Annotated in this window: 12 protein-coding genes; 7 read left to right on the forward strand and 5 right to left on the reverse strand. The window is 52.2% G+C overall.

Annotation, left to right across the window (positions count from 1 at the left end; translation table 11 throughout):
* The first annotated feature begins 227 nt into the window (after positions 1-227).
* On the forward strand, positions 228-3,752 hold the full coding sequence (locus IAE50_RS08650) for a glycosyltransferase (protein WP_200580061.1): 3,525 nt from the start codon (positions 228-230) through the stop codon (positions 3,750-3,752).
* A 70-nt stretch (positions 3,753-3,822) separates the two neighbouring features.
* Here the strand turns inward: IAE50_RS08650 and IAE50_RS08655 are convergent, their stop codons facing one another.
* From IAE50_RS08655 to IAE50_RS08675, 5 genes are read right to left on the reverse strand one after another with little or no spacing between them, the layout of a single operon-like run.
* Positions 3,823-4,929, reverse strand: coding sequence for a DegT/DnrJ/EryC1/StrS aminotransferase family protein (locus IAE50_RS08655; protein WP_200133641.1), 1,107 nt, complete (start codon positions 4,927-4,929; stop codon positions 3,823-3,825).
* Complete coding sequence (locus IAE50_RS08660) at positions 4,926-5,909, reverse strand: GNAT family N-acetyltransferase (RefSeq protein WP_200580062.1); 984 nt, start codon at positions 5,907-5,909, stop codon at positions 4,926-4,928. Before IAE50_RS08660 ends, IAE50_RS08655 begins: the two co-directional genes overlap by 4 nt.
* Complete coding sequence (locus IAE50_RS08665; RefSeq protein WP_200133643.1) at positions 5,902-6,408, reverse strand: DapH/DapD/GlmU-related protein; 507 nt, start codon at positions 6,406-6,408, stop codon at positions 5,902-5,904. The genes IAE50_RS08660 and IAE50_RS08665 overlap by 8 nt, the downstream gene beginning before the upstream one ends.
* A 4-nt stretch (positions 6,409-6,412) precedes the next feature.
* A complete protein-coding gene (locus tag IAE50_RS08670; RefSeq protein WP_200580063.1) occupies positions 6,413-7,291 on the reverse strand; it encodes a DegT/DnrJ/EryC1/StrS family aminotransferase in 879 nt (292 codons plus the stop codon).
* A gap of 49 nt (positions 7,292-7,340) precedes the next feature.
* On the reverse strand, positions 7,341-7,736 hold the full coding sequence (locus IAE50_RS08675) for an FdtA/QdtA family cupin domain-containing protein (RefSeq protein ID WP_128482706.1): 396 nt from the start codon (positions 7,734-7,736) through the stop codon (positions 7,341-7,343).
* A 385-nt stretch (positions 7,737-8,121) separates the two neighbouring features.
* Here IAE50_RS08675 and IAE50_RS08680 point away from each other — a divergent pair, with 385 nt between their 5' ends.
* The 6 genes from IAE50_RS08680 (at position 8,122) to tcyN (ending at position 12,867) form a co-directional block, all read left to right on the forward strand.
* Positions 8,122-8,841, forward strand: coding sequence for an RNA polymerase sigma factor FliA (locus IAE50_RS08680; RefSeq protein WP_023480141.1), 720 nt, complete (start codon positions 8,122-8,124; stop codon positions 8,839-8,841).
* A 62-nt stretch (positions 8,842-8,903) separates the two neighbouring features.
* Positions 8,904-9,455: a flagella biosynthesis regulatory protein FliZ gene (gene fliZ, locus IAE50_RS08685; protein ID WP_042717714.1), complete on the forward strand. Its 552-nt coding sequence runs from the start codon at positions 8,904-8,906 to the stop codon at positions 9,453-9,455.
* A gap of 80 nt (positions 9,456-9,535) precedes the next feature.
* Entirely contained in the window at positions 9,536-10,336 is an 801-nt protein-coding gene (gene tcyJ / locus IAE50_RS08690) for a cystine ABC transporter substrate-binding protein (RefSeq protein WP_200580064.1), read from the forward strand.
* A gap of 107 nt (positions 10,337-10,443) precedes the next feature.
* Entirely contained in the window at positions 10,444-11,430 is a 987-nt protein-coding gene (gene dcyD, locus IAE50_RS08695; protein ID WP_200580065.1) for a D-cysteine desulfhydrase, read from the forward strand.
* 19 nt (positions 11,431-11,449) lie between these two features.
* Positions 11,450-12,118, forward strand: a complete 669-nt coding sequence (gene tcyL / locus IAE50_RS08700) for a cystine ABC transporter permease (protein ID WP_076770078.1) — start codon at positions 11,450-11,452, stop codon at positions 12,116-12,118.
* Positions 12,115-12,867, forward strand: coding sequence for an L-cystine ABC transporter ATP-binding protein TcyN (gene tcyN / locus IAE50_RS08705; protein ID WP_200133646.1), 753 nt, complete (start codon positions 12,115-12,117; stop codon positions 12,865-12,867). Before tcyL ends, tcyN begins: the two co-directional genes overlap by 4 nt.
* The last annotated feature ends 234 nt before the right edge of the window (positions 12,868-13,101 follow it).

The following is a 13,101-nucleotide window of genomic DNA, read 5'->3' on the forward strand; positions in this document are numbered from 1 at the left end:
GGCGCAGGCCAACCAGGTTCCGCAGACCATGCTGTCCCTGCTGCGTTAATTACGCAATGTCTGATAAAACCCGGCCTGGCCGGGTTTTTTTTTGCCATTTTTTATCCGGGCAAACGCCGGGAATGGGGGCATTTTGCATGCTTCATCGGATATTGAGCCAGGCTGACTTCGTTATACGATATGTCAATTTCCCACCGCTCAGCATCACGGTATAAGGTACATATTTGATGTCTAAGAAAAATCCTGCGCTAGTTAGCATCATTATTCCAACCTATAAAACGACATGGTTTGAAGAGACGCTTGCCAGTGCAGTGAATCAGGATTATCCCAATTGCGAAATTATTGTCAGCGATGATTCACCGTTTGGTGAGCCAGAACAGATCGTTCAACGCTTTAAAGCGAAGAGTCGCCATCCGATTCGCTATTTTCGTAACCAGCCGGCGTTGGGCGATATTGGTAACTACAACCATTGCTTTCTTGAAAGCAAAGGGGAGTACGTCAAATTATTTGCCGATGATGATCTGCTCGCGCCATCCTGCGTGTCGAAACTGGTGGACGCTATTGAAGCGCGTGAAGATATCCGCATCGCGACCTCCCGCCGCCAGCGTATTAATGCTGAAGGGTTCATCCAGGAAGATATTTTCGCGACTGCCTCGCCGGTCAACGTCGATAGCGTCATTCATGGCGAGGATATTTTAGCGTTTCAGAGCCGTGGCATCGTGAACTTTATCGGTGAACCCTGTACGGTTCTTATGTATCGTGAAGATATCGTGGCGTTAATTGACTCGCCGGATAGCTGGTACAAAATTGATGGCCAGGTAATGGAATTCCTGGAAGATTTAACTTTTTACACCAAAATTCTGACCCATAGCCACCTGGCCTACCTCGCAGAACCGCTGAGTTTCTTCCGTATTTCACGCCAGCAAAAAAGCGAAAGCGGCAGGGCGCAGGATCCGCGTGCGCAAAATAGCCACGACACCTATTTGAAATTCGCCAGCGCATACACTGAGCAACATGCACTCGATCCGGCGAAGGGCGTGCGTATCGCGCCGCTTTATTCTGACGACGCGTTTCGCTATGCCCATATTCGCGAAACGATGGGGTTATCGCTGAAGGAAAATTATTTCCAGCGCTGGTTGGCGGAGCGAAGAGTACTGCCGATCCAGCGCAAGCTGATCAATGATTTTATCGAGGCTGGCCAGTTGCAGCGCACGCTAACGGTAATCATTGATGGTACGCAAGCGACCGAAGCTGACATCGTCGCGACCTATGATTCGCTGCTGGCGCAGCATCTGCAGGGTGTCAAATTTGAAGTCGTGGTTGTTGGTGAGAGTGACGTGCAGGGCGTACGTCATTACCCTGCGCAATCCAACCCCATCGCAGCGATAAATAGCGTGCTGGCAGAAACGCAGGGTGAATGGGTGATCTGCGTAACTGCCGGGGTAACCTTTCATCCGGGCGGTTTAAACGCACTGGAAACCACGCTCGGCCAGGCGGGTGAGCTGCTTGCCGTCTACTGCGATGAAACGGGCTTCATTGACCAACATCTGATCAGTGCCAGGTTCCGCCCCGATTTCAATTTCGATTTACTCCTCAGCGCACCATACAATATGGCGCACCACTGGCTGTGGCGTCGTGAACTCCTGCAGGCGGTTAACGGTTTTGATGAGAACTATCCGCGAGCCTTTGAATTAAATCTGGCGTTAAAAATCGTCGAAACGCAGGGGTTCAATTCAATCGGTCATCTGGCGGAACCGCTGCTGAATGTCCCCTTTGATCTGCAAGCGAATGCCGATGAAGTCAGGGCTATCCAGCAACATCTGGCAAACCGTGGCTACAATGACGCGCAGATTGAACTGACATCGCAGGGTAACTACCGACTTCATTACGGTCACGCAATGACACCGGTCGTGTCGATAGTGATTGTGGCAGATAACGATCTCGCGTCGCTTGTGGCCTGTGTCATGTCGCTGATTGAAAATACCCGCTGGCTTAACTATGAGCTGGTCATGGTCGTTAGCGACACGATAGGGCCGGAAGGTGATAACTGGCTGGCCTCGGTTGTTGCGGTTGATGAGCAGCGTGTCAACGTGCAGCGCTACCACGGTAATTTGCACTATGCACAGCGTGTCAACCTTGGCGCGAGCATCGCGCGTGGCGAATACCTTGTGCTGGTAAACGCCCTGACGGCGTTTATTGATAAGAACTGGCTCCACGAGTTGATGAACCACGCGCTGCGCCCTGAAGTGGGCATCGTCGGTGGTAAGCAGGTCTACGCAGACGGTACGGTAAGCAACGCCGGCTATGTGTTGGGAATGAACGGCGTCGTCGGCGACGCTTTCCTGGGCACCAACGATACGCATAACGGGTTGATGTCACGGCTTCATGCGGTACAGAACTACAGCGCTGTTTCCGGTGATTTTATGCTGGTGCGACAGGAACTGTTCGCCGCGCTACAAGGTTTTGACGAATCGATGACGCTCTATAGCGACGTTGATTTCTGTTTACGTTCGCGCGAGGCAGGTTTCCTGACCGTCTGGACGCCATATGCCAAACTCCTGCGCTCGGTTGAAAAGCGCCAGAGTGAAGAGAGCGAAGAGATTGCGCCCGTTTCACCGCAGGTAGATCACGAAGAAGATCGGTTTTATAGCCGCTGGATGCCGCTGATCACAAACGATCCGGCCTACAGCCCGCACCTCTCTTTAAGCAGTAACCATTTCAATGTCTGTCCCGACAGCCATTTGAGTTGGCGCCCGCTGGGCTGGAATCCTCTGCCAGTGGTGCTGGCGCATATGGGTGATTTCTTCGGTTGCGGCAACTATCGCATTATCAAGCCGTTTGAAGCGATGCGCGATCACGGCCTGGTCGATGGTAAGTTACAGACCAACCTGTTGAGCGTCCCGTACCTTGAGCGTTATAAGCCAGATAGCATCGTTTTCCAGCGCCAGATAACCCCGGAATATCATCAATGGGCAACAAAAATCGCCCAGCATAACTCGGCATTTAAAGTCTTCGAACTGGACGACTACCTGCCGAATATTCCGCTGAAAAATCATCACCGTAAGGATTTCGGTAACGATGTGTTGAAAATGGTGCGCAAAAGCCTCAGTTTCGCCGACCGCTTCGTCGTTTCGACCGCACCGTTGGCCGAGGCCTTTGCCGGTATGCATCCGGATATTGTGGTACGTAAGAACTGCTTATCGCTGGACTGGTGGGGGAATTTGCAAAGCTTGCGTCATCAAAGTAAAAAACCGCGTGTCGGTTGGGCGGGCGGTTCCAGCCATACCGGCGATTTAGAAATGATTTTTGACGTGGTTAAAGCCTTTGCCGATCGGGTTGATTGGATCTTCTTCGGTATGTGTCCGCCAAAACTGCGTCCTTACGTCAAGGAGTTCCATCTTGGCGTAGAGATTGGTCGTTATCCGGCGAAGCTGGCATCGTTAAATCTTGATCTGGCGTTAGCGCCTGTTGAGGATAATGCTTTCAACGTCTGTAAGAGTAACTTACGTTTGCTGGAGTACGGTGCGTGCGCAGTACCGGTCATTTGCAGTGATGTTGAGTGCTATCGTGATGACTTGCCCGTAACGCGTGTGAAGAACCGCTTTAAGGACTGGCATGAAGCGATCCTGATGCATCTGAACGATCCCGATACCAGCGAGAAACAGGGCAAAGCGCTGTATGAGGCGGTAATGCGCGATTTCACGCTTAATGAAGTTAAAGCGAGAGAGTGGGCTGCGGCATGGCTGCCGTAAATCCCAGCTAACAAAAAGCCGGTTAATGTTAACCGGCTTTTTTTATGCCTCGCTATTGCCCCAGAGTATCTCAGGGGCGAAAGCTGTTGATCTTCTCTACCACATACTGCTGCTCGTCAACCGTCAGCACTGAAGAGAGCGGCAACGACAGCACCTCCTGATGCATCCTTTCCGTTTCCGGCAGGCTCAGGTTGTGGAACTGCGGGTATGCCGCTTGTTTATGCGGCGGGTGAGGATAGTGCACCAGTGTCTGAATGCCACAGTCGGCAAGCCACTTCTGTAAAGCGTCCCGCTCTGTGCAGCGCACCACAAAAAGATGCCAGACATGCGCTTCAGGGGCGTTCTCTTCCGGCAGGTGAATCAGTGGGTTAGTGATATGGTCGAGGTAGAAGCGGGCAACTGCGCGGCGAGCGGCGATCTCTTTTTCCAGATAACGAAGCTTAATGCGTAGCATGGCGGCCTGAATTTCATCAAGACGACTATTCACACCCTGGTAAATGTTTTCGTATTTCTTATGGGAACCATAATTGCGCAAAGCGCTAACGATCTGCTTCAACTGCTGGTCGCTGGTGGTGATAGCGCCTGCATCGCCCAACGCCCCGAGGTTTTTACCCGGATAGAAACTGAACGCTGCCGCATCGCCCCAATTTCCCGCTTTTGTGCCCTTGATGCTGGCGCCATGTGCCTGTGCGCTATCTTCTAATACCAGTAAACCGTGCTGGCGAGCGACGGCCATGATCTCTTCCATCGGTGCCAGCTGACCATATAAATGCACCGGTAAAACAACTTTGGTTTTGGCGGTAATATGGCGCTCAAGCGACTCGGCGGTAAGAGTAAATGTACGCGGGCAGGGTTCAACCAGTACGGGAGTAAGACCGGCCTGGGTGATGGCCAGAATTGAGGCGATAAAGGTATTGGCCGGGACAATGACCTCGTCACCATCCTGCACCTTTCCCATCTCTTTCCAGGCGCGCAGAACCAGGGTTAACGCATCCAGACCATTACCGACGCTGATGCAAAACGAAGTGCCACAGTAATCTGCAAACTCCTGTTCAAAGGCGGTCACCTCTTCGCCGCCAATATAATAACCAGACTGGATCACTTTCTGACAGGCGGCGACCAGCTCGGCCTCAATATTGGCGTTGATTTTTTGCAAGTCCAAAAACGTCACTTTCATTTGGTGTGCCCCGCGAGTGCTGAATAACTGAAAATAAGCTTTTGGCTGGTTTCACAGCCGAGGCTGGTTTTGAAGTTCATTAATCCTTCATTAGGCTGTGAATCAGCCGTAGAAATTCCAATATCGAGATAGCGCACACCGGTTTCAGCCGCCAGCAGATAGAGATGCTCGCACAACTTCACCACCGGTGATTCATTCCGGCAGTCGGGGTGTTCACCCCAGTAGAAGACATACAGCGTGGAGGCGTTAAGTTTTAACAGGATCGCCCCGGCAAGCAGCGTGTCATCACGCAGTAACTGCGCAAAAAACACGTCGTCTGCAAACCGTGTTTTAAGCGCGAAGAGGGCCTCCCAACTCATGGTCATCGGGTAGCCTTGCGCTTGCCGGTTTAGACGAATGACCTCGTAAACGTCCCGCATCTGCGCTTCGTTCTCCACCAGAGAAAACTCGGTTCCACTGCGATTTAGCTTGTTAAGCTCTTTACGTTTGGTATCGCTTAAGCGGCTGCGGAATGTAGCGTGATCGGCAATAGCCAGGTGGAAGTTGAGCTCCCATGCATCAATCTGCCACTGCAAACGATAAAGCGTATTGTGCAGTTTGCTGTTGATCGTGCTGTTGAAGTAGAGCGGGGGTGTTTTCCACTGCAGGGCCGTGGCTTTTTCCTGGGAGATCAGGTGTTGGGTTATCTGCTGAATAAAGAGTTCAAGCTCGGCGCTGCTCAGGTTACTAATACTGTAGATATCACTGAATGCGCCGGTGACTGGGGTAAACCAGCGGTCGCGGCTCTGCGCTCTGGCAGCAAAATCCAGGGCAGCGATAACTTTGTTGGTCTGTAACTTTACCAGGCAGAAGATACGCAGTTCACAATTAAATGCCTGCTGCTGAAAATGGATAAAATCATCCCGATTAAACAGCGTAGTGCTATAACCTTCGTCTGCTATCGCCACGCTATAGTGTTGATCACGATAGATCTCAATCATCAATCGATTCCCTGTGTAGTGCCTTTGGATCCAGTTTTTTCAGTAATCTGGCAGGGCATCCGCCAATAACGGAATAATCATCGAAGGAGTCGGTAACAAAACTCTGTGCGGCGACGACGCAAAATTTCCCGAGCGTAACGCCAGGCATAATGATGGCGGATGCGCCAATCCAGCACTCATCACCGATGGTCACGGGTTCCGCCTGGATAGGATATACCTGCTGCAGGGCAGGGCTGGCATTCGGCCCGGAGTCAGACATGATATTGACGTTCTGCGCAATACTCACATTTTTACCAATCGTCACGCTGGCGTTAAAACCGTTGATCAACGTGTTCATGCCGATATAGCTGTTTTCTCCGATGCGCAGGATCGCTCTGGCAGAACCGAAAATGGAGCAGCGTTTCGCGATTTTTACCCCGTTGCCAAGTTCCACATTATTGACTGTGGTGCCTTCAGCGATGCTCGCCGTTCCTAATAAACGGATATTTTGATATTCCATCAGGTCACCTGTTCTTGTGGTCTACAAAACAGCGATACAGCGAGACAAAATAATTGAGATCAACCGTACATAAGTTGTGATGTAGCGGGATGAAAAAAGCTTTCTCACCATAAAAGATACTGGATTCAACACCGTGCTCCTGCATGAAGCATTTCAGCTCGGGCAAGTTAATCTCGTCAGGTGTCGTAAACATAAATACGGATGGCGTTTCATAAGGTTGCCATGCAAAACGCGGTGTACAACCCAATGGCTGAAATGCGGCTTCGAGCCACGCGTGATGCTCAATACGCTGTTGTCGCCACTTATCTATTAATGGGATCCCAGCAGAAATGACATTCTTGAGATAGCGCTCATTTTCAGCAGGTGTGTCAGAAAGGAGACGAAGCGGCTTTTTACTCAGTAATACGCCGCCATACTGGATTGGGAAATATTTCGGAAAACTGTAGATAGCATAATCACCACGTGGCTTATGCGGCGCGAGGGAGTGAAAGGCGTGCGCATAATCCTCAATGATCGGTAAGCCGCTGGCGTAAAGACTCGCCATATCCGGATAGAGGCTACCAAACTCATGAATCACCAATACGGCGTCCGTATTGTCTGTGAGCGCGCGGTTCCACTGGCAAAAACGTTCGATTTCCCGCGTGACGCATCCGCTGGCATAGGTATTGCCGGAGGTGGTGAGAATGGTCACCACACTGTCTGGCTTAAGTGCCAGATCGGCTAACGCCAGCGCGATCGCCCCGCGGCCTTTCATCGTCCAGCTGGCTGAGTATCCCGGATAAAGCGCGGCGAAATATTCATCTGCAAGGTCACTGCGCGGATGTGAACTATTTAAGCCAATAGATGCCGTTGAGAAAGGGCTGATCCGATACGCAGGTTTCATAAACTGATCCTCAGTGAGGATCCATTGACTACTGTGCATTCGCGCCTTCTTATTTTGCTATTTCTAAAAAATCACTATAGCTACGGATATAGTCGGTTTCATCATAGAGCTGGTCAGCAAGCACAAGCAGAACGCAATCTTCTGAGAAGTCATACATCTCTCGCCAAATGACAGAGTCAATCAACAGACCCTGCGCCGGGTTGTCGAGCAGTAATTCGATGCGTTCTTTACCGTTATCTAATAAAAAACGGCATGAACCGCGTACCGCGATGGCGACCTGCTTCAATTGACGATGCGCATGGCAACCGCGGCGAACATCCTCAAGCGTTTTAAACATGTAATAGACACGCTTAATCTCGAAGGGAATATTGTTTTCCTGCTCCAGAGCAACCAACGAGCCGCGTACGTCGCCGTGCGCTTGTAACTGCAAAAATTTAATATCCATTGCCTGAGAACCCGTAGAGATATTTTGAGAGGTATGAAAAAAGAGAGTATCACGCGGGTTGTGGAGCCAAAGTTGCAAATAAGCGAGGTTTAGCTAAGTTAATAAAGACATAAATATTGAGGTTGCTCCCATTGCATTTATTTAACCACTTATCAATCAATGACTTGTATAATGATTGTGCACGGCGCGAACGACGGATTTTTCCCTGGTGCAAATTATTTTTCTCAGAAAACGTACGACAATTGTTTGAAATATGGTCGCTTTTGCAGAAAAAAGTGGCATGTTGGCAAAATAAACTGATTTTTATGTCCCTATTCATCCAATCAAAATCACTACAGAATCGGATAATCACGCCGATAACTCAATTAACGCAGGGCCGTTTATCGTGAATTCACTCTATACCGCTGATGGTGTAATGGATAAACACTCGCTGTGGCAACGTTATGTTCCTCTAGTGCGTCATGAAGCATTGCGCCTGCAGGTGCGTTTGCCAGCAAGTGTGGAACTGGACGACCTGCTACAGGCGGGCGGCATCGGTCTATTGAATGCAGTAGATCGTTATGACGCTCTGCAAGGAACGGCATTTACCACTTACGCAGTACAGCGTATTCGTGGGGCGATGTTGGACGAGTTGCGCAGCCGCGATTGGGTGCCACGCAGTGTCCGACGTAATGCCCGCGAAGTGGCGCAGGCAATGGGGCAACTAGAGCAAGAGCTGGGACGTAACGCGTCGGAAACAGAAGTGGCGCAGCGTCTTGGTATTCCCGTTGAGGAGTACCGTCAGATGCTGCTCGATACGAACAATAGTCAGCTTTTCTCCTATGACGAATGGCGGGAAGAGCACGGCGACAGTATCGAGCTGGTGACGGAAGATCATCAACAGGAAAACCCGTTATTCCAGTTAATGGAGAGTAATTTACGCCACCGGGTGATGGAAGCGATTGAGTCGCTGCCCGAGCGTGAACAACTTGTCCTGACGCTGTACTACCAGGAGGAGCTGAATCTCAAAGAGATCGGTGCCGTACTGGAAGTCGGGGAATCGCGTGTCAGCCAGCTCCATAGCCAGGCCATTAAGCGCTTACGTACCAAGCTGGGTAAGTTATAGGTCGGTGATACTGCATCGCCCCTGGTAAATGCCGAACAACGCATTGACAACCAGGAGTTATCATGACGGTGCAGCAATCGAAAAGACGGCCATTAAGCCGCTACCTGAAAGACTTTAAACACAGCCAAACGCATTGTGCTCACTGCCACAAACTGCTCGACCGCATTACACTGGTACGCCGTGGCGAGATCGTCAACAAAATTGCGATTTCGCGACTGGACATGCTGCTGGATGAAGCCGCGTGGCTACAAGAGCAAAAAGAGTGGGTGGCACTCTGCCGCTTTTGTGGCGATCTGCACTGCAAAGAGCAGAGCGACTTCTTCGATATCATCGGCTTTAAACAATACCTCTTCGAACAGACTGAGATGAGCCACGGTACGGTGCGCGAATATGTCGTGCGACTTCGCCGCCTCGGTAACCATCTCACTGAACTGAATATCTCCCGCCAACTGCTGGAAGAGGGGTTCCTTGATGAGAACCTCGAACCCTGGCTTCCTGCGACCAGCACCAACAATTACCGCATCGCTTTGCGCAAATATGCTCAGTTTAAAGCCCAACAACGCTTTACTGGCGCGCAAAAGATCGCTGTCGGCGCGACATCTGATATATATTAAAAAAGAATGTGTTATCAGGCCGCGGCTGGGCTTAGCGCTCAGACGCGGCGCGCTATAGCGAATCTCTTAGTGGGGGAAGAATGAAACTAGCACTTTTGGGTCGTCAGGCATTGATGGGTGTTATGGCTGTCGCGCTGGTGGCCGGTATGAGCGTCAAAACCTTTGCCGCAGAAAATCTGCTGAACAAAGTTAAAGAGCGCGGCACATTATTAGTTGGGCTGGAAGGCACCTATCCGCCGTTCAGCTTTCAGGGTGATGATGGCAAGCTGACCGGGTTTGAAGTGGAGTTCGCCGAAGCCCTGGCGCAGCATCTGGGCGTAAAAGCGTCGCTGAAGCCGACGAAATGGGATGGCATGCTGGCCTCGCTGGACTCAAAACGTATCGACGTGGTGATAAACCAGGTCACCATCTCCGACGAGCGCAAGAAAAAGTATGACTTCTCAACGCCATACACCGTTTCCGGTATTCAGGCACTGGTGAAAAAAGGCAATGAAGGCAGCATCAAATCTCCGGCCGACCTGAAAGGTAAGAAAGTCGGCGTTGGTCTTGGCACCAACTACGAAGAGTGGCTGCGCAAAAATGTGCAGGGCGTCGACATTCGTACCTATGATGATGACCCGACCAAATACCAGGATCTGCGCGTAGGCCGTATTGACGCCATTCTGGTCGACCGCCTGGCGGCGCTGGATCTGGTGAAGAAAACCAAAGATACGCTGGCGGTCGCCGGTGATGCCTTCTCCCGTCAGGAGTCTGGCGTAGCGGTGCGCAAAGGTAATGATGACCTGCTGAAAGCGATCGATACGGCCATTGCCGAGATGCAGAAAGATGGCACCATGAAGGCGCTGTCGGAAAAATGGTTCGGCGCAGATGTAACGAAGTAATCGTGCTCTGCTAAAAAAAGGCGCTTAATCAAGCGCCTTTTTTATTGCGGCGGATATTTCCGTGCATAATAAAACCATTACGTATCTTTGCGGCTTCAGGAGGTTGTATGTCCTTACAAAATTTGACCCGTTTTCCTCGCCTTGAGTTTATCGGCGCACCGACGCCGCTCGACTATTTGCCGCGCTTATCGGATTACGTTGGTCGCGACATTTATATCAAACGCGATGATGTGACGCCGCTGGCAATGGGCGGCAACAAGCTGCGCAAGCTGGAATTTCTCGCCGCTGATGCGCTGCGCGAAGGCGCCGATACGCTGGTTACCGCGGGCGCAATCCAGTCTAACCACGTGCGCCAGACGGCGGCGGTCGCGGCGAAGCTCGGCCTGCACTGCGTCGCGCTGCTGGAAAACCCGACCGGAACCCGCGCGGAAAACTACCTCACCAACGGCAACCGCCTGTTGCTCGATCTCTTTAACGCGCAGATTGAGATGTGCGACGCACTTACCGACCCCGCAGCTCAGCTGAGCGAACTGGCAACGCGCATTGAAGCGCAGGGCTTTCGCCCCTATGTTGTGCCGGTGGGCGGTTCTAACGCGCTGGGTGCGATGGGTTACGTCGAGAGCGCGCTGGAGATCGCGCAGCAGTGTGAAGGCGTGCTCGGTCTCTCCTCGGTGGTGGTCGCCTCCGGCAGCGCCGGTACCCATGCCGGGCTGGCGGTGGGGCTGGAACAGCTGATGCCGGATGCAGAGCTGATTGGCGTTACCGTATCGCGCAGCGTTGCGGAGCAAAAGCCGAAGGTGGTGACGCTGCAACAGGAGATTGCCCGTCAGCTTGAGCTGCAAGCGCAGGCGGATATCCAGCTGTGGGATGAGTACTACGCGCCAGGCTACGGGCTGCCGAGTGATGAAGGGATGGAAGCGGTAAAACTGCTGGCGCGCCTTGAAGGGATCCTGCTCGATCCGGTTTATACCGGCAAAGCGATGGCCGGCCTGCTTGATGGCATCGAGCAGAAGCGCTTTAAAGATAACGGCCCTGTTTTGTTTGTGCATACGGGCGGCGCACCGGCGCTCTTTGCCTACCATCCTCACCTTTAACGCAGGCAGAAAAACCAGAATGCAAGAGAGCCTACAACTCGTTATCGACTCCGCCCCCTATTTACTAAAGGGCGCGGTCTTCACGCTACAGCTCAGTATCGGCGGCATGTTTTTTGGTCTGCTGCTCGGCTTTTTACTGGCGCTGATGCGCATGTCGAAGCTGCTGCCGCTGCGCTGGCTGGCGCGTTTCTATATCTCTGTATTTCGCGGTACGCCGCTTATTGCCCAGCTGTTTATGATCTACTACGGTCTGCCGCAGTTCGGTATCGAACTCGACCCGATCCCGTCGGCGATGATTGGCCTGTCGCTCAATACGGCGGCCTACGCGGCAGAAACCCTGCGTGCGGCGATCTCCTCGATCGATAAAGGGCAGTGGGAAGCGGCAGCCAGTATTGGTATGACGCCGTGGCAAACGCTGCGCCGCGCCATTCTCCCGCAGGCGGCGCGCGTGGCGCTGCCACCGCTCAGTAACAGCTTTATTAGCCTGGTGAAAGACACCTCGCTGGCGGCGACCATTCAGGTGCCGGAGCTATTTCGCCAGGCGCAGCTTATCACCTCGCGTACGCTGGAGGTCTTCACCATGTATCTGGCAGCATCGCTCATTTACTGGGTGATGGCGACGGTGCTCTCGACGTTACAGAACTACTTTGAAAACCAGCTTAACCGGCAGGAGCAGGATCCGAAATGAGCGCAATCGATGTAAAAAACCTGGTGAAGAAGTTCCAGGGGCAGACGGTGCTGCACGGTATCGATCTGCAGGTGGAAGAGGGCGAAGTGGTGGCGATCATCGGCCCGAGCGGCTCGGGGAAAACCACGCTGCTGCGCTGTATTAACCTGCTTGAGCAGCCGGAGAGCGGCTCTGTTCGTGTCGGGAGTATCACCATCGACGCCACCCGCTCTGTCGGTCAGCAGAAAAGCGCCATCCGCGAACTGCGTCAGCATGTCGGTTTTGTGTTCCAGAACTTCAACCTCTTTCCCCACCGCACGGTGCTGGAAAACATTATTGAAGGCCCGGTGATTGTTAAAGGCGAACCGAAGGAGGAGGCACTGGCACGAGCACGTGAACTGTTAGCGAAAGTGGGGCTGAGCGGCAAAGAGAACAGCTATCCGCGCCGTCTGTCCGGCGGTCAGCAGCAGCGTGTGGCGATAGCCCGCGCGCTGGCAATGCGCCCGGATGTGATCCTCTTTGACGAACCTACCTCGGCGCTCGATCCTGAACTGGTGGGCGAAGTGTTAAACACTATTCGTCAACTGGCGCAGGAGCGACGCACCATGGTGATCGTTACCCATGAGATGAGCTTTGCCCGCGATGTCGCAGACCGGGCGATTTTTATGGATCAGGGTCGCATTGTAGAGCAGGGTGCGGCGAAAACGCTGTTTGCCGAACCACAGCAGGCGCGCACGCAGCAGTTCCTTGAAAAATTCCTCACCCAGTAAAGCAGATCGCGCGATTCAGCAGTGCCGGGCGCTGAATCGCGACGATTTTACTTAAAGCCTTTATTAAAGTAACCAATTAGCCCACCTATGCCAGGGAAATAATGTTGTCTTTTACGCCTTATTTCCCGCTGCTCGCCGTGCTTTAATTCGGCAATAAAGTGAACTCCTTACCAATTATCCCGATATTTTATATTTATAATTAAGTTTTATGTGTTAGCTTATTGTATACAAAAA

It is taken from the genome of Kosakonia sp. S42 (assembly GCF_016624785.1).
Lineage (GTDB): Bacteria > Pseudomonadota > Gammaproteobacteria > Enterobacterales > Enterobacteriaceae > Kosakonia > Kosakonia cowanii.

Bases quoted from the DNA above. Each gene is read 5' to 3' on its own strand.
- tcyJ (WP_200580064.1), top strand. From the start codon at position 9,536: ATGAAACTAGCACTTTTGGGTCGTCAGGCATTGATGGGTGTTATGGCT.
- IAE50_RS08675 (WP_128482706.1), bottom strand. From the start codon at position 7,736: ATGGATATTAAATTTTTGCAGTTACAAGCGCACGGCGACGTACGCGGC.
- IAE50_RS08650 (WP_200580061.1), top strand. From the start codon at position 228: ATGTCTAAGAAAAATCCTGCGCTAGTTAGCATCATTATTCCAACCTAT.
- tcyL (WP_076770078.1), top strand. From the start codon at position 11,450: ATGCAAGAGAGCCTACAACTCGTTATCGACTCCGCCCCCTATTTACTA.
- fliZ (WP_042717714.1), top strand. From the start codon at position 8,904: ATGACGGTGCAGCAATCGAAAAGACGGCCATTAAGCCGCTACCTGAAA.
- tcyN (WP_200133646.1), top strand. From the start codon at position 12,115: ATGAGCGCAATCGATGTAAAAAACCTGGTGAAGAAGTTCCAGGGGCAG.
- IAE50_RS08660 (WP_200580062.1), bottom strand. From the start codon at position 5,909: ATGATTGAGATCTATCGTGATCAACACTATAGCGTGGCGATAGCAGAC.
- dcyD (WP_200580065.1), top strand. From the start codon at position 10,444: ATGTCCTTACAAAATTTGACCCGTTTTCCTCGCCTTGAGTTTATCGGC.
- IAE50_RS08665 (WP_200133643.1), bottom strand. From the start codon at position 6,408: ATGGAATATCAAAATATCCGTTTATTAGGAACGGCGAGCATCGCTGAA.
- IAE50_RS08655 (WP_200133641.1), bottom strand. From the start codon at position 4,929: ATGAAAGTGACGTTTTTGGACTTGCAAAAAATCAACGCCAATATTGAG.
- IAE50_RS08670 (WP_200580063.1), bottom strand. From the start codon at position 7,291: ATGAAACCTGCGTATCGGATCAGCCCTTTCTCAACGGCATCTATTGGC.